The sequence below is a fragment of the Pseudomonas sp. NPDC012596 genome (genome assembly GCF_042902325.1).
GTDB lineage: Bacteria > Pseudomonadota > Gammaproteobacteria > Pseudomonadales > Pseudomonadaceae > Aquipseudomonas.
Genome location: NZ_JBIBEB010000002.1, coordinates 455,848 through 477,642, shown reverse-complemented (window position 1 = coordinate 477,642; position 21,795 = coordinate 455,848). Strand labels below are relative to the sequence as shown.

Genomic DNA, 21,795 nt, shown 5'->3' with positions numbered 1-21,795 from the left:
CTTGGACGAGGCGAAAACCGCGTCCAAGCCTCAAATGTGTAAACCATGTCCCCGGTTTACTATGTAAACGATGTCTCCGGTCGTACACCCGCGAAAGGGCCGGCAGCCGTAAGACATTTCTGAACTTGAAACCAAATACTTCAAGATCAGCATGCTTGGGAATTATCCTACGCGCGCTGCTGAAGTGTCGCTGTTGTCGGGGAAATGCCCCAGGGATAACGTTTTCGGGTCGCTTCGGCGACCGGGCATGAGAACCCGATATTAGCTAGCAGCACCATTATGGTGGCCGTATGTGGGCGGGCTTTTGCCTGGCCGAGTGTTTGCTAGCTTCTATCGGCTTTCTCACACCTGCATACGGCTGCCGCCCTCAATCCATGAGAAAGATTCAGGTGGTAGTTCCCTTTGTCATGAAGCTGGAATTACATCATGAAAAAGATCGTCCCCGACCCACCCACCGCAAACCCATCACCACCTCCTTCTTCACCGTCCAATCCGACATGTACCCACCCGACGCCCTGGCTCACGTCAGCGAGCTACTGCGCGGCGTCATCGAAACCATCGACGAACACTGCCGCGCCCGCGCCGGCGAGCATGGCCTGAGCATGCTGAGCAATGCCATGCATGCCACCGAGATCGCGCACTCCCTGGTGGAGCATGTGCATGATCGGATTTATGGCCAAAAGGCAGAGGGATGACGATATGGCGGACGAAACCAAATCCATGGCCACGATCGGTGCAGAAACGTTCCTTGAAGTGGGTAACCCGCCGATTGACCTGTTAAGGGTTCAGCCGGGGATTCCCATCGATGATGCCTATGAACAGGTCTCGGTCCTGCTGGGCTACATCAAGCATCTGGTCCGAGAGGGGGATATCGAGGATGACCACAAGTTGCTGGGTGCAGCGGACTACCTGAGTGCTTTGGCCAAAGCTTTGATGAATGACATCGAGATGGCCAAGAACAGATTGCATTGACCTCTAGAGCCCATTCGCGGGGCAAGCCCGCTCCCACAGCTACTCCACTGCCCTCAGGCTCAGTGCAATACCTGTGGGAGCGGGCTTGCCCCGCGAATGGGCTGCAAAGCAGCCCCTGGGCCCTCAGATCAGTAATCGATCCGCACATCCCCTTTAGGCACACTGCAGCAAGACAGGATGTAACCCTCGGCCTCGTCTTCCTCGGTAATACCGCCGTTGTGCTCCATCTCCACCTCGCCGCCCAGCTTGAGCACCTTGCAGGTGCCGCAGATGCCCATGCCGCAGGCTTTCGGGATCATCAGGCCAACCTTGGCCGCTGCCGCATGCACGGTCTCGCCCGGGGCGATGCGGATGCTCTTCTCGCTGCCGATGAACTCCACCAGGTTGAGGTCCGAGACGTCCACTTCCGGCGCGTCGGCGGCCTGCTCGGCGTGCTCCACTGCATCGGCCTTGGCCTCCGGCGGCGTCGCCCCAAACGACTCTTCGTGGTAGTTCTTCATGTCGAAGCCAACCGCTTCGAGCATGCGCTTGACGGCGGTCATGTACGGCGTCGGGCCGCAGCAGAACACCGTACGCTCCATGTAGTCGGGCGCGATCAGCTCCATCAGCCGCTGGTTCAGGTAGCCGCGATAGCCCGCCCAGGGCTCGCCCAAGCCGTGCTTCTCGCAAATGATGTGCAGGCTGAAGTTGGGGATGCGCGAGGCCATCTGCTCCAGCTCGCGGTGATAGATGATGTCTTTCGGCGAACGGGCGCTGTGCACGAAGACCATGTCGACGTTGGCGTTGGTGTCATAGAACCAGCGCGCCATCGACATCACCGGGGTGATACCGACACCACCCGACAGGTACAAGGTCTTGCCCGCCGGGAAATCGATGGCGTTGAACAGCCCCACCGGGCCGTGCACCGGCAGCTCGGCGCCTTCGTGCATGGTGTCGTGCAGGTGGTTGGATACCAACCCGCCCGGCACGCGCTTGACGGTGATCGAGAAGCTGTAGGGCACCGATGGCGAACTGGAGATGGTGTAGGAGCGCATCACCGGCTTGCCATCGATCTCCAGCTCCAGGGTGACGAACTGCCCAGGCTTGAAGAAGAACATGATCGGCTGGTCGGCCATGAAGCAGAAGGTGCGCACGTCCCAGGTCTCCTGGATGACCTTGACGCAGCGCACGATGTGGCGGCCGTTGGCCCAGGTCTGGGTGGTGACCGGATTGAGGAAGGTATCGGACATGTTCATCTCCAGCGGCCGACTCTGGCCCTTTTCATGGCTGCGATAATGCGCAAGCTGAACGCGACGTACATTCCTGCCTGCGACATCGGCGTGCTTATCGCGACCAGCCCCGTGATACAAGGGCTGGCGCGTCGTAATTCAAATCGGCCATGTCGCCCATGGATACGGTTCGCGCCGCCTTCGGACGCACACTCCACGGCAAAAGAAACTGCCTTTTTCTGGCAGCCAGTCTTGCGGCACCACAACAACGATTAGCCACCTTTTGCCGGCCGCACACGGCCCCGAGGATTACACGATGGACGTCACCGCAACCCTGAGCCTGGGCGATCCACTTGAACCTGCACGCAAGGCAACCGCCGAGATGCTGCAGACCCGCGAGCGCACCTACTCGCTGCCCCAGCCGTTCTACACCGACGAGCGTCTGTTCCAGATCGACATGCAGGAGATCTTCCAGAAAGAATGGCTGATCGCCGGCATGACCTGCGAGATCCCGGCAAAGGGCAACTACATCACCCTGCAGATCGGCAAGAACCCGATCCTGGTGGTGCGTGGCGCCGAGGGCAAGGTGCACGCCTTCCACAACGTCTGCCGCCACCGCGGTTCGCGCCTGTGCGTCAGCGACAAAGGCAAAGTGGCCAAGCTGGTCTGCCACTACCACCAGTGGACCTATGAACTGGACGGCCGCCTGCTGTTTGCAGGCACCGAAATGGGCGCCGACTTCGACATGAAGGAGTACGGCCTGAAGCCTGTGAACGTGAAGGTTGCCGGTGGCTACATCTTTATCAGCCTGTCGGAAAACCCACCTGCCATCGACGAGTTCCTGGCCACGCTGGAACACTACATGGAACCGTACGACATGGAGAACACCAAGGTGGCGGTGCATACCACCTTGATGGAAAAGGCCAACTGGAAGCTGGTGCTGGAAAACAACCGCGAGTGCTACCACTGCAGCGGTTCGCACCCGGAGCTGCTGCAAACCCTGCTGGAGTGGGACGACACCAACGACCCGCGCGCCAGCCAGGAATTCAAGGACCACGTAGCCGCCTCGGCCGCCGCCTGGGAAGCCGAAAAAATCCCGTACCTGCACAAGAGCCACGGCTTGCGTAACCGCATCGTGCGCATGCCGCTGCTCAAAGGCACGGTATCGATGACCATGGACGGCAAGCAGGCCTGCCAGAAGCTCATGGGCCGCATCAAGAACCCAGACCTGGGCTCGATGCGCATCCTGCACCTGCCACACTCCTGGAACCACTGCATGGGCGACCACATGATCGTGTTCACCGTTTGGCCGATCAGCGCCCAGGAAACCATGGTCACCACCAAGTGGCTGGTGCACAAGGACGCGGTGGAAGGTGTGGACTACGACCCTGAGCGCATGCGCAAGGTGTGGGACGCCACCAACGACCAGGACCGCCGCCTGGCCGAAGAGAACCAGCGCGGGATCAACTCCACCGCCTACCAGCCAGGCCCTTACTCGAAGACCTATGAGTTCGGCGTGGTCAACTTCATCGACTGGTATAGCCAGCGGGTGCTGGAAAACCTCGGGGCGGAGCCGGCGCCGTATCTCAAGGAAGTCAAAGCCCAGTAGTGGCGACGGGCGGGCTTAGGCCACGGCATCGCTTTGCCGTGGCCGGAGCCCGGCTCACACCGCGGTGGTCCTGATCGGGCTCACATCGGACCTGGCATTCCACTGATTGCCGTGTACCGGGTAGCGCTCCGGCATAGGCGCAGTTGCAATGCTGAACAGTTCGGCGAAGGAAATCGCCGTGGCAAAAAATCCAAACGCCATATCCACCCAAGCAAGTAAATCGCCATGGGCGCCCATCAAACGCGCACCGGCGGTACCGATACTCATACCCGCACTCACCCCGCCCAACGTGGCCAGCACCTTGTCGCGCGTGCTCCACGTGTTCAAGGGTGTTTCGGCGGTGTTGAATGCCAGCACCCCCGCTCGGCTTCCTGCATCATGTCCCGAGATATTGAAATTACGCTCAGTGTTGTAATTGCGATAAACCCCGACCGCGGTGACGAGCAGATTGGCGACCCCTGCTGCAAAGCTTCTGAGCGGTCCGAGCCAGGCGGGACTCTGACCACTGGGGTCTGCCCTGTTGACCGGATCATTACCGCAGTAGGCATAGGCATTGATCCCGCCTTTGCCGAAGGGGCTCAGGCGATCCGCTGAATGAAAGCGCATCAAGACTGGGTTGTAGCTTCGATGGCCATTGCCCAGGTGATAGCAGCCGGTGACGCGATCGCGTGGCTGGCCGCTGAATCCCAGAATCGGGCCGCTGGGCTGATGTACATGACCGTAGGGTGTGTGGGCCCGGGGACCAAAAACCGAGCCTGCCATTGGCGGCTGAGCCCTGTCGGGGGCTAACAGATGGAGTGAAGACATGTTGGGTAGCTCTCGGTGTAAGAGTGTCCCGTGACGTTAACCCTGCAAGCGGATGAGGTGAACTGGCAAAAGTACTAGCGGATAGAACCCCACGCCCCTACCCACAGGCGGATTTGCCTACCGTTGTGGGCATCGCGTGGCTCTGCGCAGTGGAGCTTTTCGCCCATCCTGATCCCCAAGCATGAGCGCCGTTACACCGGTTTCGACGACAAGATCATCGCCATGTACGCCCGTGGAATGACGGTCAGAGAGATCCGGGCGTTCCTTTCCGAGCAGTACGGAACAGAGGTTTCACCCGACTTCATCAGCTCCGTGACAGACGAAGTCATGGAAGAGATCGGCGCGTGGCAACAGTGCCCTCTGGAGCCGATGTACCCGGTCATTTTCTTCGATGCGCTGCGGGTGAAAATTGGCGAAGAAGGCCTGGTACGCAACAAGGCGATTTACTTGACCTTGGGCGTTCTGCCCGATGGTACGCGCCATAGTCTGGGCATCTGGATCGAGAATACTGAGGGTGCGAAGTTCTGGAAAGAAACGGACACTCCCGCCCCCGTCAAGGTACACAGTACTGCGGCGGGGCTCTCCAGCGGCTTACAAACGCGTTACTCTGATACCGGCCTCAACATCAGGTTGCCTAACACGCCCCCTCACTCTCTCGACAACCCCCCTGTAAGCACCCGATACGGCAGTGCTCACCGCCCTGCTGGCTTGTTGTATCCCTCGCCACATATAGCTCAAGCCGTAAGCATCCAGTACTGCTTCGGCGAGCAGTCGCCCTCTAGGCATCCCTCGTACACCCGCACGACGCCACTCATGCCTGGCATTCATAGGTAGGGCTGCGAAGCCCAGAAATCCAGCCCCTGCACGTCCCAGGTCAGCCCCATTGAGTACCGGCTGAAGGTTTGCCATGGAACCAGGATTAAAGGTATTGGCTAGATGCGGTCCACGCAGAATGATCGAAGTCGTGTAAGCGTACGTATCAAGAACATTTGCAGCAGCGGCCACGCGAGGATGACGGCTCGGCAGTGCTGGTTCGACAACGCGATCCGGAAGTGCAACATTGTTGATCCTGGCCCTCATACGCGAAATAACCATATTGCCCGTACCTGCTATCGCACTTGTGCCAAAAGCCAAGTGAGTTAACAACTCGATCCAGAACCGCCCCGACTCGTCGGTCCGATTAACGGGGTCACCTCCACAATAGGCATACGCATTTATCCCTCCACGGTCGAACGGGCTAAGGTTATCGGGGCTCACGAATCGCATTAACGCAGGGCTGTAGTGGCGATAACCATTCCCCAGCGGGTAACCCCCCAAAAGCGGATCACGGCGTTGGCCGCAAAACCCCAGAGCTGTTACCGGGCTGCCCCCAGAAACGCCGTAAGGTGAGTAAGCTCGTGCCATGGTTATCCACAACTCCGCTAAGTGCTCGACTACCTTAGCGCTAACTCAGAAGGTTGTGTACTGACACAAATATCAGGTGCACCCTGATCAATATTTGATCAACACAAGCAAAGCCTTGGTATTGTTGGGCTACAGCGATGTTCATACAACTTGTCCACAGAGACGCCAACAGAGTTTGTGAGCAAAAACTCGAACGTGCAGAGCCTGGGTTGTGGATAAGCGATTCAAGGCCTTGATAATCATGAATCAGAATACATTCACCAATTTGATTATTTTCTGATCAAATCCTCACAAGCCATGACCTGCGCGCCTTTCGGGCAGTGCCGAACAGATTATCCACAGACCAGCTAACAGCGATTGTGGGCAAAACCACTCGGAGACACGCATATCCGTGTCTGAAGAGCCGGCTCAAACCTGATCAGTTTATGAGCAAAGCTCTGAAAGCCCCGTTATATATGGCCCCCAGCCATGCACCAACACTTTATCCACACCTTGGCGAACAGATTCCGTGGGCAAAACAGAGTTGGCACCTGACGGTTGTGCCAAGTTTCGCCAAATCCAGCGGTGTGGTGGGGAACAGGATGGACTTATGCACAGGTAGGATGTGCATACGTCGGTCAGGGGATCGTTGTGCGAGCGGGCTTGCCCCGCGAAGCAGCCCCCTCGGTGTACGGCACCGGCTGCGCCGGTGTTCGCGGGGCAAGGTCCGCTCCCACAGAGTGAGGGCGGCCTTGCCGGCGAGCGCGAAAGGCTTTAGCGCAGCACGCCTTCTTCCACCAGCAGCTTGAGGATGGCCTCGGCGCCTTCCTGTGGCGATACATCCTTCAGCACCTTGCCGCCACCGCCACTGGCCTTGGCGGTGGCAGCCTTCATCCGGTCTGCGCCGCTCTTGGCCTTGATCACCTTGAGCCGCTTGGGCCGTGGCCGTGCAGGCTGCAACTCGGCTTCGGCCAGCAGATCATCCTCGACTATCGCCACATTGCGCGCCGCCAGCACACCCCGGCGCGCCGGCCCGAATGCGCTCTGGCGCGGCTTGGGCGCAGCGTTATCCACAGTCGCCAGCAACGGCAGGCGCACTTTCAGCCGGCGCCGCTGACCACGCGGCAAGGCCTGCAATACTTGGGCGGTGCCGTTCTCGATCGACTCCACCTCGGCCAACCCCACGATCAACGGCCAGCCAAGTTTTTCGGCCAGCAGGAACGGCAACATGCCCGACCCTTCACCCGTCTCGGCCTGGCTGCCGGTCAGCACCAGCTGCGCCCCGGCGTCGCGCAGGTAATCCCCCAGCACGCCCAGCACATCAGCACCGGCAGGCTGCTCCAGCACATCCAGGTGATCCAGGCCCATGCCCAGGTAGGCGCGCAATGCTTCTTCTTGCGGGTCGCCGGCATGCACCACCTGCAAGTTATCCCCAGCCAGCCGCAAACCTAGCTCCACCGCACGCGCATCCTGCTCGGCGCGGCGTGCGCGGCCGGAGCTGGGGTGGGCACCGATGGAAACCAGGCTGATGACTTTCGTACTCATGCTCGTGCCCTTATGCCGCGTCGCGCTGGCCGCCGCTGCGGAAGTTGTCCACAGCCTCGATCAGTGCCTGGAGAATCGCCGAACTGTCGCCAATCACCGACAGGTCGGCACGTTTGATCATGTCGCAGCCTGGGTCCATGTTGATTGCCACCACCTTGTCGCAGGCGCCAATGCCCTGCAGGTGCTGGATCGCGCCAGAGATACCCACAGCCACGTAGACCCGCGCAGTAACCCAGGTACCAGTCGCACCCACCTGGCGGTTGCGCGGCATGAAGCCGTCGTCCACTGCCACCCGCGAAGCGCCTTCGGTGGCGCCGAGGGCTGCGGTCGCCTTGTGATACAGGTCCCAGTCCTTGACGCCATTACCGCCCGAAACGATGAACTCGGACTCGGCCATGGCAATGGTGGCCGGGTCTACGGCCACCGAGCCGAGGTCTTCGATACGCGACAGGCTGCGTGCAACGCTTGTGGACAACTCCACCGGCAGCGCTTCGTGGCGGGTCTCGTTGACAGGTTCGGCGCATTCCGCCGCAGCCAGGATCAAGCGTGGCACGGCGCGTTGCAGGTCCTGCTGACCCGCACCGGCACGGCCGATGCACTGGCCGTCCTTGACCTGCCAAACCCGCGTCGCCGGGCGCTCGCCCAAAGCGGCAGCGAAGCGCCGGCCCAGTTCGCCACCACCGGTGCGGCTATCGGGCAGCAGCCAGTGGCGCGGCGTGAACTGGTTATCCACAGCCCGCAGCCCCTGCACCAGTTGCTCAGGTGCGTAGCCTTCGAACGCTTCGCCTTCGATAACCAGCAGGCGATCGACGCCGGCTGTGGAAAAGTTGCTTTCCTTGTGTTCGCCAAACACCACGGCCAACACTGCGCCGTCTTTGCCGGCCAGGCCGTGTGCCAGCCCCAGCAGGTCGCGATCGTGGCTGCTCAGGCGGCCACCGACCATGTCTGGCACCACGGCAATGTAGAACGCCGGCGCCGGCACCTGGTGCAGCGGCAACTGCACCACCGCTGCCGCTGCGCGCCGCCCGCCGACACCGGTGCCCTGCTGGGCACCGCTGCGGTCGATACGCTTGAGGCCATTGGGGCCGATGAACCCGGCGGCGATGGCATGCGGGTTCTTGCGGATGAGGCCGTTTGGCCCCATCCAACGGGTTTGTTGCGTCTGCAGGGCCGCATGTAGCGGGTGCAGACGGTTACGGGCGATCCACTCGGCGCGCGGGTCGCGGCGGATGATGTCGCTCATCAGTGCACCTCCGCAGGTTCACGTTTGACCGTTGGCGACTTTGGGGCCGCCGGGGTTTCCTCTTCGATCAGCACATCGGCTACCAACTCGGCGAGGTCCTTGATCTGTGGGCGCGGTTCGACCACGCCTTCGAGCATCGCAGTGCACTGTGGGCAACCCACTGCAACCAGCTCGGCCTTGGTCTCGCGGATGTCGTCCATGCGCATGTCGGGTATACGTTGCTTGCCCGGGATATCAGTGATCGGCGCCCCCCCGCCACCGCCGCAGCAACGGGAACGGAAGCCCGAACGTTCCATCTCGCGCACTTCGATACCCAGCGCCTTGAGCACTTCGCGGGGCGCTTCGTATTCACCGTTGTAACGGCCCAGGTAGCACGGGTCGTGGTAGGTGACGCTGCCGCCCTTGTGCTGGCCGAGGTTGAGCTTTTTGGCTGCGATCAGTTCAGCGATGTAGGTGCTGTGGTGCTGCACCTGGTAATCCCCACCCAGTGCGCCGTATTCATTCTTCAACACATGGAAGCTGTGCGGGTCGCAGGTGACGATGCGCTGGAACTTGTACTTGGCCAGGGTCTGAATATTGCGCCTGGCCAACTGCTGGAAGGTGGCTTCATCGCCCAGGCGGCGCGCCACGTCGCCACTGTCGCGCTCTTCCAGGCCGAGCACAGCGAAGTCCACGCCGGAGGCCTTGAGCACTTTGACGAACGAACGAAGGGTGCGCTGGTTGCGCATGTCGAACGCGCCGTCGCCTACCCAGAACAGTACGTCGGTGGTTTTCACTTCCGGCAGCAGTTTCAGGTTGAGGTCGGCTGCCCAGTTCATGCGGCCACCGGGGGCGAAGCCACCCGGGTTGTCGGTGGCGATCAGGTTTTCCAGTACTTCGGCGCCCTTGTTCGGGGTGGCGCCCTTCTCCAGCGTGAGGTGGCGGCGCATGTCGACGATGGCATCGACGTGCTCGATCATCATCGGGCACTCTTCGACACAGGCGCGGCAGGTGGTGCACGACCACAGGGTTTCGGCATCGACCAGGCCGTTGACGATGGGCTGGTGCGGGTTGCCGCCGTGCTCGCCAATGGGTTTGCCCGGGTATGGGCTGCCAGCGAATTGTGCGTCGGTGCCACCGGCCAGGCCGATGACCATGTCCTGGATGAGTTTTTTCGGGTTCAGCGGCTGGCCTGCAGCGAACGCTGGGCACATGGCTTCACATTTGCCGCACTGCACGCAGGCATCGAAGCCGAGCAGCTGGTTCCAGGTGAAGTCCACCGGTTTTTCCACGCCAAGCGGCGCGTTGCGGTCTTCCAGGTCCAACGGCTTGAGGCCGGTGGAGCGGCCGCCGCCGAAGCGTTCGGCGCGGCGGTGCCAGGCCAGGTGCAGGGCACCGGCGAAGGCGTGTTTCATCGGGCCGCCCCAGGTCATGCCGAAGAACAGCTCCGACACGCCCCACAGCACGCCCAGGCCAAGTACCGCGACCATCACCCAGCCACCGGTGTTGGCAGGCAGGATGCCGGCAACCGGCAAAGTGGCAATGAAGAAGCTTGCCGCAAACACCAGCAGGCTTTTCGGCAGGCGCATCCACGGGCCTTTGGATAGGCGCGAAGGCGGATTGAGCCGACGTTTGAAGACGAAGATGGCACCGCTGAACATGATCACCGTGGCGACCAGCAGCGCGTAGCCGAGGATCTTGCTCTGCAGGCCGAAACCGTGCACCAGAATGGCCAGCACGGCCGACAGTACGAAGCCGCCTGCGGTGGCCACGTGGGTCTTGGACATGTATTTGTCGCGCTCGACCACGTGGTGCAAATCCACCAGGTAGCGGCGCGGCATGGCCAGCAGGCCGCCGATCAGGTTGACCTTGGACGGCCGGCCACGCCGCCACATGCGCACCCGGCGCAGGGCGCCGAGCGCCGCCAGGCCAAGGGCAGCGAACAGCAGGATGGGTAGAAGGGTGTTCAACATGGGAGGCTCCCACAACAACAGCTGAATTCTTGCGCCGCTATGCCCCTTGTGGGAGCGGGCTTGTCCCGCGAAGACGTCCGGCCTGACAACATCGTTGTTGGTGCTGACGCATTCGCGGGGCAAGCCCGCTCCCACAGGGGTCTACGGCGTTTAGGCGCGCTGGATCAGAAATCCTTGCACAGCCGCAAGGCGTCGTAGATCGCCGCATGCACATTGCGCTGGGCCACGCAGTCGCCGATCCGATACAGCAGGTAGCCCTCGCCCGGCTGGCTGAGGATCGGCTGCGGCTTGATGGCGAACAGCGCCTCCACATCGATCTGGCCCTTGTTGCGCGAGCCTTCCTTCAGCGCGTAGTACAGTTCTTCATCGGGTCGCACGCCGTTCTCGATCACCACCTGGTCGACCACGCGTTCTTCCTTGGCGCCGGTGTATTCGTTCTCGAGCACCGCCACCAGCTTGTCGCCTTCGCGGTAGACCTTCTCCAGCATCATGTCGCCGGTCATGATCACTTCTTTCGGGTACATGCTGCGGTAGTAGGTGGGGAAGGTCGTACCGCCCATGGCCACGCCCGGCTTGATGTCATCGGTGACGATCTCGACCTGGCTGCCCTTGTCGGCGATGAAGTCTGCCGCCGACATGCCAGTGAATTCGCAGATGGTGTCGTACACCAGCACGTTCTTGCCCGGCGCAACCTTGCCGTCCAGCACGTCCCAGCTGCTGACCACCAGCCCTTCGGCGGCGCCCCAGTGCTCGTTCTGCTCGACGAACGGATGGCCGCCCACCGCCAGCACGATGACGTCCGGGCGCAAGTCCTGGATGGCGTCCACGCTGGCAGCGGTGCCCAGGCGCAGGTCGACTTTCAGGCGCGCGAGTTCCAGCTGGTACCAGCGGGTGATGCCGGCAATCTGATCACGCTGCGGGGCCTTGGCGGCGATAGTGATCTGCCCGCCAATCTGGTCCTTCTTCTCGAACAGGGTCACGTCGTGGCCGCGTTCGGCCGCCACGCGGGCGGCTTCCATGCCGGCAGGGCCGGCACCGACCACCACCACCTTGCGTTTGACCCCGGTGGTCTTCTCGATGATGTGCGGCACGCCCATGTATTCACGGGAGGTCGCGGCGTTCTGGATGCACAGCACATCCAGGCCCTGGTACTGGCGGTCGATGCAGTAGTTGGCGCCCACGCACTGTTTGATCTGGTCGATCTGGCCCATCTTGATCTTGGCGATCAGGTGCGGGTCAGCCATGTGCGCGCGGGTCATGCCAACCATGTCCACGTAGCCGCCTTCGAGGATGCGCGTGGCCTGGTTCGGGTCCTTGATGTTCTGCGCGTGCAGCACCGGAACCTTGACCACTTCCTTGATGCCGGCCGCCAGGTGCAGGAACGGCTCCGGCGGGTAGCTCATGTTGGGGATGACGTTGGCCAGGGTGTTGTGGGTGTCGCACCCCGAGCCGACCACGCCAATGAAGTCGAGCATGCCGGTCGCATCGTAATACGCGGCGATCTGCTTCATGTCCTCGTGGCTCAGGCCATCGGGGTGGAACTCGTCACCACAGATACGCATGCCCACGCAGAAATCGTCGCCGACTTCGGCGCGCACGGCCTTGAGCACTTCCAGGCCGAACTTCATCCGGCCTTCGAAGGTGCCGCCCCATTCGTCGGTACGTTTGTTGACCCGCGGGCTCCAGAACTGGTCGATCATGTGCTGGTGCACTGCCGACAGTTCGACGCCGTCCAGGCCGCCTTCCTTGGCCCGACGCGCAGCCTGCGCGTAGTTGCCGATAACCCGCCAGATCTCTTCCACCTCGATGGTCTTGCAGGTGGCGCGGTGCACCGGCTCACGGATACCCGACGGCGACATCAGGGTCGGCCAGTTGAAGCCGTCCCAACGCGAGCGACGGCCCATGTGGGTAATCTGGATCATGATCTTGGCGCCATGCTTGTGCATGGCGTCGGCCAGGTTCTGGAAGTGCGGGATGATGCGGTCGGTCGAGAGGTTGACCGACGCCCACCATTCCTGCGGGCTGTCGATGGCGACCACGGACGAGCCGCCGCAGATCGCCAGGCCGATGCCGCCCTTGGCCTTCTCTTCGTAATACTTCACATAGCGGTCGGTAGTCATGCCGCCGTCAGTGGCGTAGACCTCGGCGTGCGCAGTGCTGAGCACGCGGTTGCGGATGGTCAGTTTGCCGATCTGGATCGGCTGGAACATTGCTTCGAATGCCATGACGCTATCTCCGGCTTACAACGGCTTTGTAACGAACAGGCCATCTTCGTGGCCTTCTTCCGACCCGCCATAGACCTGTTCGGCCACAGTGCGAATCTTGCTGCCGCGGGCAGCGAGAATCTGGTCCATTGCGCCGGCGAACCAGCCGGTGAACATGTAGTCGACCTTGCGGCCAACCTTGCCGTACACGTATACGAACGCAGAATGCTTCAGCTTGACGCTGCAGGTGCCTTTGTCCAGGTCAATGTCCTGGATCTCGAACAGGCCCCAGCCACGCTGGCTCAGGCGCTTCATGTAGTGCTCGAACACCGCCACGCCTTCCAGGCCATGGCATTCGGCTTCTTTCTCACACCAGTGCCAGGCCGACTTGTACCCAGCCTTGTAGAGAATCTCGGCGTAGGCGTCGGCGCCCAGCACTTCCTCGATGCCGATGTGGTTGTTGACGAAGAAATGGCGCGGTACATACAGCATCGGCAGGGCGTCGCTGGTCCAGACACCGGTCTCGCTGTCGACTTCGATTGGCAATTGCGGGGCGATCTTGGCCATGGAAACTCAACTCCATAAAAATTTTCATGTGGGTGCCCCTGCGTTGCTGGCAGGGGCTATCAGGCTTGGAGAGCGGCTTACTCGCCCCAGACGTCCTTGAGGACGTTTACCCAGTTCTCGCCCATGATCTTGCGTACCACGCGCTCGGAATGGCCGCGCTTGAGCAGGGTTTCGGTGAGGTTGGGGAATTCGCCGACGGTGCGGATGCCCAGCGGGTTGATGATCTTGCCGAAGTTGGTCAGGCGACGGGCGTAGCCCTTGTCGTGGGTCAGGTACTCGAAGAAGTCCTGGCCGTGGCCCTGGGTGAAGTCGGTGCCGATGCCGATGGCGTCTTCACCCACGATGTTCATGGTGTACTCGATCGCTTCGGCGTAGTCGTCGATGGTCGAGTCGATGCCCTTGGCCAGGAACGGCGCGAACATGGTCACGCCGACAAAACCGCCGTGATCGGCGATGAACTTCAGTTCTGCGTCCGACTTGTTGCGTGGGTGCTCTTTCAGGCCCGATGGCAGGCAGTGCGAGTAGCACACCGGCTTTTTCGATTCGAGGATGACTTCTTCGGACGTCTTGGAGCCGACGTGGGACAGGTCGCACATGATGCCCACGCGGTTCATTTCGGCGACGATCTCGCGGCCGAAGCCGGACAGCCCGCCGTCACGCTCGTAGCAGCCGGTGCCGACCAGGTTCTGGGTGTTGTAGCACATCTGCACGATGCCCACGCCCAGCTGCTTGAATACATCGACGTAGGCGATCTGGTCTTCGAACGCATGGGCATTCTGGAAGCCGAAGAGGATGCCGGTCTTGCCCAGCTCCTTGGCCTTGCGGATGTCGGCGGTAGTACGCACCGGCATGACCAGGTCGCTGTTGTCGCGGATAAGCTTCTGGCTGGAGGCGATGTTGTCGACGGTAGCCTTGAACCCTTCCCAGACCGACACCGTGCAGTTGGCCGCCGTGAGCCCGCCTTTGCGCATGTCTTCGAACAGCTCGCGGTTCCACTTGGCAATGATCAAACCGTCGATGACGATGCTGTCGGCGTGTAATTCGGCTGGGCTCATCAGGCTGTCCCCTTTTATTGAGTTGGGTCGCACCGAACGTTGTGCCGGCGCTTTGGGGCCAGCATATGCCTGTGCCCCGAGGCGCCCCGATGCAAAAACGACAGGGGGTTTGCCGAAAGCGTCAATGCGCGACATGAGCACGTCTGGCACGCCGTTCGGGGATGAGAGACAGTCTCGATAACGACCTTTTCACCCCGTTCATGAACATTTCGTCAGGGAGCTATCGCCATGCCGCCGGCTGAGCGAGAATCCCTGCGATTCCACAGCCTGTTAAGGAGAAAACGGATGAAATCAATGGCATGGCTGGTGCTGCTGGCCGTCGTGAGCGGGGCCCAGGCCGGTGAGGAAGAAAGCACGCCTTGCGACAATGTCGAGACCGACCAACAGACGTTCGAGTGCGCGGCATTCAACAAGCAGACCGCCGAGCGTGAACTGAAATCGGCCTATGACGACCTGCTTCAACGCATGCGCGAGCAGTATGGGGACGAAGCGGGCCTGAAGTCGCAAATAGAAGCCGCCGAAAGGCTCTGGAGCCAACTGCGCGATGCCGATTGCAAAGTCGAAACCCATGCCGAACAACCTGGCAGCAAGGCCTACCAGACGGCGTGGAACAGCTGCATCGCCCAGCGCAGCGATGAGCGATCGGAGTATTTGCGCAGCCTGGGCGCGCAAAACAGTGACGAGCCGGCACCGGAAGATTGATCCGGGCGGGTTTGAAGGCTGCCCTCCAGTGGAACAATGTGCTGCTGATAGTCACAGCGCCATTTCTCGATAGTGCGCCAAGACGACGTGCCTGCAACGTGCGTTTCGTCACCCTCAACTATCAAGGAATAAGTAAATGGCTGACATCAAAGTTGAAATGGAGAAAATCCGCAAAGAAGGTCAGGAGCGCGTAGCCGCGACCGGCCAGACGATCTGTATATTCGCCGAAAATGTGCCTGCTGGCATTGCAGAAGATATCCTGGCGGGTATGCGATTGATGACTGAAGTGGCCAACAAGAAGTTCGACAAGGAAACCCAGCAGCGCGAGTGGTACAACTTTTACAACGATGGCCTGATCAAGTTTGGCTGGACCATGACGGGTGCGGCCCACGCCGAAGATGCCATTGATGAGGATAACCTGACCCTGGCAGAGCTGCTCACCAAGTCCATCACCATCAGTGTCGGCCGTGACCCGCGTCGGGCCGCCTGTGCCAAACGCGTGCTGCAAGTCGTCGTGCAGAAGCCAGAAGTCAAAAGTTACCTGGAAAAACACAGCCAGAGCCAAACCGGCAAATCGAGCAACTTCGTCGTCGCCCAGTGCGAGATGACGCCACAAGGCCTGCCTGCGATGCACATGACCAGCTTCCAGGCCAGCTATGACTCGAAAATCGAGCGTGATGGTGCTCTGACCCGCAAGGTGGACAAAACCTCGACCCGCGTTTATCGCGCCTCGCAACAAGGTACTTTCAGCGTTCGTCACTTCGATGCTGCGCGTGATCTGGTGAATGAGAAGATCAAAGGCGACATCGCCGCCTTCCTCGCGATCTAACCAACGAGGCCGGGTAGCAGGATTTGCTGGTACCCGGTTCCCGTCATCATTGAGCGATGCTGCATGAGCGATACAAGCCTCGACACTCGAATATTCGACGAGCGGTTGACAGTCAAGCCCGCCCCCTGGCTGACACTGGAAACCTGGGAAGACTTGCAGCTATGCCTGCGTTATTCACAAGCCATGGCCAATGATGAATACTCGATGGAGACCCAACCCGAGCAGTGGTTAGCTGTCGTTCTCGCCACCTTGAAATCACTGAAATTCACTGTGTTCGAACATACGCACAAAGCCATTGCGTATGAGCCGCACCTTCTCGCACTAAGCGATGTGTACAGGGGTTATCTGCCCCCGCTACGCGATAAAGGCCCTTGGTTCAAGCGTCTTGAAGAAAACGTAAAAGCCGCTTTGCAATCTGCGGGTAAGCACACCTTCAACGTAATGAACGCCTCTTCACATCTGAGCATCGAAATGGATCATGAAGGGGACAGCATCCCCGTTGCTATCCTGTTCTTTGTCTACTGCGTAACTGACCCTGCCGAACCCGCGCAGAGGTTGAACCTGGTCTTTGACCATCTGGGCGCCCGCTTCAATGCGCGTGAATTCGCGCCATTGCGCAATCACCTGCAGGCTAGAAATCGCGAAAATCTGATAGCCATTTTAAATCGCGATTTTAACTGAAGTTCATTTTGGGCGAGGAGGTTGACGCTCTTCCCGTGGGCACTTTCCAAACCTCAGCTTGTAGCGCCGGGTGAAATACGAGGGCAGTTCAAAACCACACGCCAGGCTGATCTCAGTCACCGACATGTCAGTCTGGGCCAACAGCTGACGCGCCTTGTCCAGCCGGAGTGCGAGGTAAAAACTGCTGGGTGTTTCGTTGAGGTGCATGCGGAACAGACGCTCCAGTTGACGCCGTGTCACTTTGATAGCAGCGGCCAGGTCCAGCGTACTCAGCGGTGGCTCGGTGTGTTTTTCCATTTCGCCAATGGCATGGACCAGTTTCTTGTTGCTGATACCGTAACGCGCACCGATCTGCATGCGCTGGTGGTCCTGGCGCTGACGGATACGCCCCAGCACGAATTGCTCGGACACCTTTACGGCCAAGTCGCTGCCGTGGGACTGGGCTATCAGGTGCAGCATTAAATCAATCGAAGCAGTGCCGCCGGCACAGGTAATACGGCTGCGGTCGATCTCGAACAGCTCCTGGGTTGCCTGCAGGCCTGGGTAGCGCTCCTTGAACGCCTCTAGGGCTTCCCAGTGCAATGTCGCCCGGTAACCGTCCAGCAAGCCTGCCTCGGCCAGCACCATCGCGCCCGTGTCGATGCCCCCGAGCATGACCGCTTCATGGTTCAGCCGACGCAGCGCCTGCAGAAGCTTCGGCGCAACATTGGCAAGTGGCTCGAAACCCGCTACCACCAGCACTATGTTGGCAGGCTCACCCTCCCCCAGCGCGGCGTCGGCGTTCACCGACATGCCGTTGCTCGCCAGCACCGCCTCGCCGTCCAGGCTGAGCACCTGCCAGCGGTACAACTGCCCGCCAAAACGGTTGGCCACCCGCAATGGCTCTACCGCCGAAATGAACCCCATGGCGGAAAAGCCCGGCACCAACAGAAAGGCAATCGTCTGCATCATCCCCTACTCCACAGAAACTGGTCGCCCAGGTGCTAATTCCTGTCGCCAGCGTGCGCTTGGCCAAGGTACCGCCAGCGTAGCGTATTCACACGGTCCGCAGAGGCCGCCCTCAATAACAATATGCACTGCCGATGGAGAGCCACCATGCACAGCTTGATCCGCCGCAGCCTGTTGTCCCTTGCCCTGAGCAGCATCGTTGCAACCCCGCTTTTCGCCGCCGAGCCTGCGGCCTGCAAGAACGTGCGCCTTGGCGTAGTCAACTGGACCGACGTCATCGCCACCAGCGCCATGGCCCAGGTGCTGCTCGACGGCCTGGGTTACCAGACCAAACAGACAAGTGCCTCGCAGCAGATCATCTTTGCCGGCATCCGCGACAAGCGCCTGGATATGTTCCTGGGTTACTGGAACCCGATCATGACCCAGACCATCACCCCGTTCGTCGACGCCCAGCAGGTCAAGGTGCTCGACAAGCCGAGCCTGGAAGACGCCCGGGCAACCTTGGCCGTGCCCAAATACCTGGCCGACAAGGGTTTGAAGACCTTCGCCGATATCCACAAGTTCGAGAAGGAGTTGGGCGGAAAAATCTACGGCATCGAGCCGGGCTCCGGCGCCAATACCCAGATCAAGGCGATGATCGCCAAGAACCAGTTCGGCCTGGGCAAGTTCCAGCTGGTCGAGTCCAGCGAGGCTGGCATGCTCGCCGCCGTCGACCGCGCCGTGCGGCGCAAGGAGGCGGTGGTGTTCTTCGGTTGGGCGCCGCACCCGATGAACGTCAACATCGACATGGCCTACCTGGGCGACAGCCAGGACGCGCTTGGCCCGGACGAAGGCCGCGCCACGGTGTGGACGGTAACCGCGCCGGATTACGCCGACCGCTGCCCCAACGCGCACCGCCTGCTGGCCAACCTGAAATTCAGCGCCGAGGACGAGAGCCGCATGATGCAGCCGCTGCTCGACCACAAGGACGCACTGGCCTCGGCCCGCCAGTGGCTCAAGGACCACCCCGACGACAAGGCCCGCTGGCTCGAAGGGGTGACTACCTTCGACGGCAAGCCTGCGGCTGAGAACCTCAAGCTCACCGCCAACTGATCCGGCCTCTTCGCGGGGCAAGCCCGCTCCCACAGGTACAGCGTAAAACTCAGGATCTCGCTGATCCTGTGGGAGCGGGCTCGCCCCGCGAAAGGGCCAGCGTAGACACCACAAGGAACCGCCATGAACCACGACGTCATCATCACCTGTGCCCTCACCGGCGCCGGCGACACGGTCGCCAAGAGCCACCTGGTCCCGGTCACCCCGAAACAAATCGCCGAATCCGCCGTGGAGGCGGCCAAAGCCGGCGCCACCGTGGTCCACTGCCATGTCCGCGACCCGCAAACCGGTCGTTTCAGCCGCGATGTCAACCTCTACCGCGAAGTCATGGAACGCATCCGCGAAGCCGACGTGGACATCATCGTCAACCTGACCGCCGGCATGGGCGGCGACCTGGAAATCGGCCCGGGCGAATCGCCCATGGAATTCGGCCCGGGCACCGACCTGATCGGCCCGCTGGAACGCCTGGCCCACATCGAAGCGCTGCTGCCGGAAATCTGCACCCTCGATTGCGGCACCCTCAACTTCGGCGACGGCAATGCCATCTACGTCTCCACCCCCGCGCAGCTTCGCGCTGGGGCCAAGCGCATTACCGAGCTGGGCGTGAAAGCCGAGCTGGAAATCTTCGACACCGGCCACCTGTGGTTCGCCAAGCAGATGATCAAAGAAGGCCTGCTCGACGACCCGCTGTTCCAACTGTGCCTGGGCATCCCGTGGGGCGCGCCGGCTGACACCACCACCATGAAAGCCATGGTCGACAACCTGCCCGCCAACGTCACCTGGGCGGGCTTTGGCATCGGCCGCATGCAGATGCCCATGGCAGCACAAGCCATGCTGCTCGGCGGCAACGTGCGGGTCGGCCTGGAAGACAACCTGTACCTGGACCGTGGCGTGCTGGCCAGCAACGGCCAGTTGGTGGAACGCGCAGCCGAGATCATCACCCGCCTGGGTGGCCGCGTGCTCACGCCGGCAGAAGGCCGGGAAAAAATGAACCTCAAGCGCCGCTGATACCTTCAGGAGACCGATATGCCCTTCATTACCGAAATCAAGACTTTCGCCGCCCTGGGTAGCGGCGTGATCGGCAGCGGCTGGGTCGCCCGTGCCCTCGCCCACGGCCTGGATGTGGTGGCCTGGGACCCGGCGCCCGGTGCCGAGCAAGCCTTGCGCAAACGCATCGCCAACGCCTGGCCGGCGCTTGAGAAACAAGGCCTGGCTCCAGGGGCGTCACAGGATCGGCTGAAATTCGTTGCCACCATCGAGGAATGCGTGCGCGAGGCCGATTTCATTCAGGAAAGCGCACCAGAGCGTCTGGACCTAAAGCTCGACCTGCACGCCAAAATTAGCGCCGCCGCCAAGCCCGACGCGATCATCGGCTCCAGCACTTCGGGCCTGTTGCCCAGTGAATTCTACGAGTCGTCCACCCACCCGCAGCGCTGCGTAGTCGGCCACCCGTTCAACCCGGTATACCTGCTGCCACTGGTCGAGATCGTCGGCGGCAACCACACCACCCCTGAAGCCATCGAAGCTGCCAAAACCATCTACACCGCCCTGGGCATGCGCCCGCTGCACGTGCGCAAGGAAGTCCCCGGTTTCATCGCCGACCGCCTGCTCGAAGCGCTGTGGCGCGAGGCGCTGCACCTGGTCAACGACGGCGTGGCCACCACCGGCGAGATCGACGATGCCATCCGCTTTGGCGCCGGCCTGCGCTGGTCGTTCATGGGCACCTTCCTCACCTACACCTTGGCCGGTGGCGATGCCGGTATGCGCCACTTCATGTCGCAGTTCGGCCCAGCCCTCAAGCTGCCCTGGACCTACCTGCCAGCGCCGGAGCTAACCGACAAACTGATCGACGATGTGGTGGACGGCACTTCGGAGCAACTGGGCGAGCGCAGCATCGCCGCGCTGGAGCGCTACCGTGATGACACCCTGCTGGCGGTGCTGGAAGCGGTGAAAACCAGCAAAGCCAGCCATGGCATGTCGTTCAGCGACTGAGGAAAGCACGATGCCCGCACTGATCACCTACCGCACCCCAGTCCAGGAGGACTGGGTCGATTACAACGGGCATCTGCGCGATGCCTTTTACCTGCTGATTTTCAGCTACGCCACCGATGCGCTGATGGAGCGCATCGGCCTGGACGCCGACAGCCGAGGGCAGAGCGGGCACTCCCTGTTTACCCTGGAGGCGCACATCAACTACCTGCACGAAGTGAAGCTAGGCACCGAGGTGTGGGTGCAGACGCAGATCGTCAGTTTCGACAGCAAGCGCATGCAGGTTTACCACAGCCTGCATCGCGCGGGTTTCGAAGACGCCCTGGCCGCCAGCGAGCAGATGCTGCTGCATGTGGACCTCGCGGGGCCGAAAGCGGCGCCGCTCAGCGAGCTCAGTGTGAGGTTGCTGCAAGGTGTGATGGACGAACAGCGTGATCTTGCAGCGCCAGCCTACGTTGGGCGGGTGATTGGACTGCCAAAAAAATAACCCCGGAAAGCCGTGAGCTACCGGGGCCAAGAGCGAGCAACATCCACTGTGCGTGAGTGAGGGTGACCAAACCCTCGGGGGCCGTGAATAGCTGCAGTCTGCTGACTTCACCGCACCGGCAATTAGCCGGGAGCGACCTGTTCTTAGCCAAAGCAGTCATCGCGGCGTACAACCCTTGCGGGCATGTCGCGGTAGACACAGAATCGGTCGTAAATCACAGCAGCACTCTCTTAGCGATAAAAGGGACAACAGCCATGATGCATGCGGATTTGATTGATCAGGACGACCTCGCCGGCCAGCTACGCGCGCGCGGTTTCGATATTCCTGCCGGGGCCAGTGCCGAGCAGGCCTGCGAGGCGGTGGTTCGCGGGCTGACCGAACCCAATGCGCGGGCGCTGAAGGGCATGGTCGAGCAGATGTACACCGGCAGCGCGACGATTTTGCCGGCGGTGCGCCAGGCGATCGACAAGCAGCTGTTGCCGGCCTTGGCGCAATTCAGCAGACGCGCCTGAGACCGCCTTG

The 21,795-nt window shown here is 61.3% G+C and carries 20 protein-coding genes and 2 pseudogenes; 12 read left to right on the top strand and 10 right to left on the bottom strand.

Annotated elements, in window-relative coordinates; genetic code table 11:
* Window positions 1-426 precede the first annotated feature (426 nt).
* Both ACFY68_RS04730 and ACFY68_RS04725 read left to right on the top strand, forming a co-directional pair.
* A pseudogene (locus ACFY68_RS04730) lies at window positions 427-695 on the top strand (hypothetical protein).
* 4 nt (window positions 696-699) lie between these two features.
* Window positions 700-972 carry a DUF3077 domain-containing protein gene (locus ACFY68_RS04725; RefSeq protein ID WP_387523784.1) on the top strand — a complete coding sequence of 91 codons (273 nt, stop codon included), beginning with the start codon at window positions 700-702 and terminating at the stop codon, window positions 970-972.
* A 128-nt stretch (window positions 973-1,100) separates the two neighbouring features.
* Here the strand turns inward: ACFY68_RS04725 and gbcB are convergent, their stop codons facing one another.
* Window positions 1,101-2,201, bottom strand: a complete 1,101-nt coding sequence (gene gbcB, locus ACFY68_RS04720; protein ID WP_387523781.1) for a glycine-betaine demethylase subunit GbcB — start codon at window positions 2,199-2,201, stop codon at window positions 1,101-1,103.
* Window positions 2,202-2,496: 295 nt separating this feature from the next.
* On the opposite strand from gbcB, the gene gbcA reads away from it, so the two are divergent.
* Window positions 2,497-3,789, top strand: a complete 1,293-nt coding sequence (gbcA, locus tag ACFY68_RS04715) for a glycine-betaine demethylase subunit GbcA (protein ID WP_387523778.1) — start codon at window positions 2,497-2,499, stop codon at window positions 3,787-3,789.
* Window positions 3,790-3,843: 54 nt separating this feature from the next.
* On the opposite strand, the gene ACFY68_RS04710 is transcribed toward gbcA, so the two are convergent.
* Window positions 3,844-4,596, bottom strand: a complete 753-nt coding sequence (locus ACFY68_RS04710; RefSeq protein WP_387523775.1) for an RHS repeat-associated core domain-containing protein — start codon at window positions 4,594-4,596, stop codon at window positions 3,844-3,846.
* Between the two features lie 153 nt (window positions 4,597-4,749).
* Here ACFY68_RS04710 and ACFY68_RS04705 point away from each other — a divergent pair.
* Window positions 4,750-5,124: pseudogene (locus ACFY68_RS04705) on the top strand (transposase); the annotation flags it as partial.
* Between the two features lie 63 nt (window positions 5,125-5,187).
* On the opposite strand, the gene ACFY68_RS04700 reads toward ACFY68_RS04705, so the two are convergent.
* The 7 genes from ACFY68_RS04700 to ACFY68_RS04670 form a co-directional block, all read right to left on the bottom strand.
* Window positions 5,188-6,000 carry an RHS repeat-associated core domain-containing protein gene (locus ACFY68_RS04700; RefSeq protein WP_387523772.1) on the bottom strand — a complete coding sequence of 271 codons (813 nt, stop codon included), beginning with the start codon at window positions 5,998-6,000 and terminating at the stop codon, window positions 5,188-5,190.
* A gap of 753 nt (window positions 6,001-6,753) precedes the next feature.
* Window positions 6,754-7,524 carry an electron transfer flavoprotein subunit beta gene (locus tag ACFY68_RS04695; protein WP_387523769.1) on the bottom strand — a complete coding sequence of 257 codons (771 nt, stop codon included), beginning with the start codon at window positions 7,522-7,524 and terminating at the stop codon, window positions 6,754-6,756.
* Window positions 7,525-7,534: 10 nt separating this feature from the next.
* The gene (locus tag ACFY68_RS04690) at window positions 7,535-8,767 is read right to left on the bottom strand and encodes an electron transfer flavoprotein subunit alpha/FixB family protein (protein ID WP_387523766.1); all 1,233 of its coding nucleotides are present in this window, start codon (window positions 8,765-8,767) and stop codon (window positions 7,535-7,537) included.
* Window positions 8,767-10,719, bottom strand: coding sequence for a dimethylglycine demethylation protein DgcB (dgcB, locus tag ACFY68_RS04685; protein ID WP_387523763.1), 1,953 nt, complete (start codon window positions 10,717-10,719; stop codon window positions 8,767-8,769). Before dgcB ends, ACFY68_RS04690 begins: the two co-directional genes overlap by 1 nt.
* A 164-nt stretch (window positions 10,720-10,883) precedes the next feature.
* Entirely contained in the window at window positions 10,884-12,944 is a 2,061-nt protein-coding gene (dgcA, locus tag ACFY68_RS04680) for a dimethylglycine demethylation protein DgcA (RefSeq protein ID WP_387523760.1), read from the bottom strand.
* A gap of 15 nt (window positions 12,945-12,959) precedes the next feature.
* Entirely contained in the window at window positions 12,960-13,490 is a 531-nt protein-coding gene (locus ACFY68_RS04675) for a DUF5943 domain-containing protein (RefSeq protein WP_027594293.1), read from the bottom strand.
* 77 nt (window positions 13,491-13,567) lie between these two features.
* Window positions 13,568-14,545, bottom strand: a complete 978-nt coding sequence (locus tag ACFY68_RS04670) for a dipeptidase (protein ID WP_139667934.1) — start codon at window positions 14,543-14,545, stop codon at window positions 13,568-13,570.
* A gap of 285 nt (window positions 14,546-14,830) precedes the next feature.
* On the opposite strand from ACFY68_RS04670, the gene ACFY68_RS04665 reads away from it, so the two are divergent.
* The 3 genes from ACFY68_RS04665 to ACFY68_RS04655 all read left to right on the top strand — a co-directional run bounded on the left by ACFY68_RS04665 (window position 14,831) and on the right by ACFY68_RS04655 (window position 16,757).
* Entirely contained in the window at window positions 14,831-15,247 is a 417-nt protein-coding gene (locus ACFY68_RS04665) for a lysozyme inhibitor LprI family protein (protein ID WP_387523755.1), read from the top strand.
* A 136-nt stretch (window positions 15,248-15,383) separates the two neighbouring features.
* A complete protein-coding gene (locus ACFY68_RS04660; RefSeq protein ID WP_387523752.1) occupies window positions 15,384-16,076 on the top strand; it encodes a hypothetical protein in 693 nt (230 codons plus the stop codon).
* 63 nt (window positions 16,077-16,139) lie between these two features.
* Entirely contained in the window at window positions 16,140-16,757 is a 618-nt protein-coding gene (locus ACFY68_RS04655; protein ID WP_387523750.1) for a hypothetical protein, read from the top strand.
* Window positions 16,758-16,760: 3 nt separating this feature from the next.
* Here ACFY68_RS04655 and ACFY68_RS04650 read toward each other — a convergent pair whose 3' ends face one another.
* Window positions 16,761-17,708: a GlxA family transcriptional regulator gene (locus ACFY68_RS04650; RefSeq protein WP_387523747.1), complete on the bottom strand. Its 948-nt coding sequence runs from the start codon at window positions 17,706-17,708 to the stop codon at window positions 16,761-16,763.
* Window positions 17,709-17,852: 144 nt separating this feature from the next.
* On the opposite strand from ACFY68_RS04650, the gene choX reads away from it, so the two are divergent.
* The 5 genes from choX (at window position 17,853) to ACFY68_RS04625 (ending at window position 21,785) form a co-directional block, all read left to right on the top strand.
* Window positions 17,853-18,797 carry a choline ABC transporter substrate-binding protein gene (gene choX / locus ACFY68_RS04645; RefSeq protein ID WP_346613563.1) on the top strand — a complete coding sequence of 315 codons (945 nt, stop codon included), beginning with the start codon at window positions 17,853-17,855 and terminating at the stop codon, window positions 18,795-18,797.
* Between the two features lie 123 nt (window positions 18,798-18,920).
* Window positions 18,921-19,805, top strand: coding sequence for a 3-keto-5-aminohexanoate cleavage protein (locus tag ACFY68_RS04640; RefSeq protein WP_346613562.1), 885 nt, complete (start codon window positions 18,921-18,923; stop codon window positions 19,803-19,805).
* Between the two features lie 18 nt (window positions 19,806-19,823).
* Entirely contained in the window at window positions 19,824-20,789 is a 966-nt protein-coding gene (locus ACFY68_RS04635) for an L-carnitine dehydrogenase (protein WP_387523743.1), read from the top strand.
* 10 nt (window positions 20,790-20,799) lie between these two features.
* Window positions 20,800-21,273, top strand: a complete 474-nt coding sequence (locus ACFY68_RS04630) for a thioesterase family protein (RefSeq protein ID WP_387523740.1) — start codon at window positions 20,800-20,802, stop codon at window positions 21,271-21,273.
* A 254-nt stretch (window positions 21,274-21,527) separates the two neighbouring features.
* Complete coding sequence (locus tag ACFY68_RS04625) at window positions 21,528-21,785, top strand: hypothetical protein (RefSeq protein WP_387523737.1); 258 nt, start codon at window positions 21,528-21,530, stop codon at window positions 21,783-21,785.
* Window positions 21,786-21,795 lie beyond the last annotated feature (10 nt).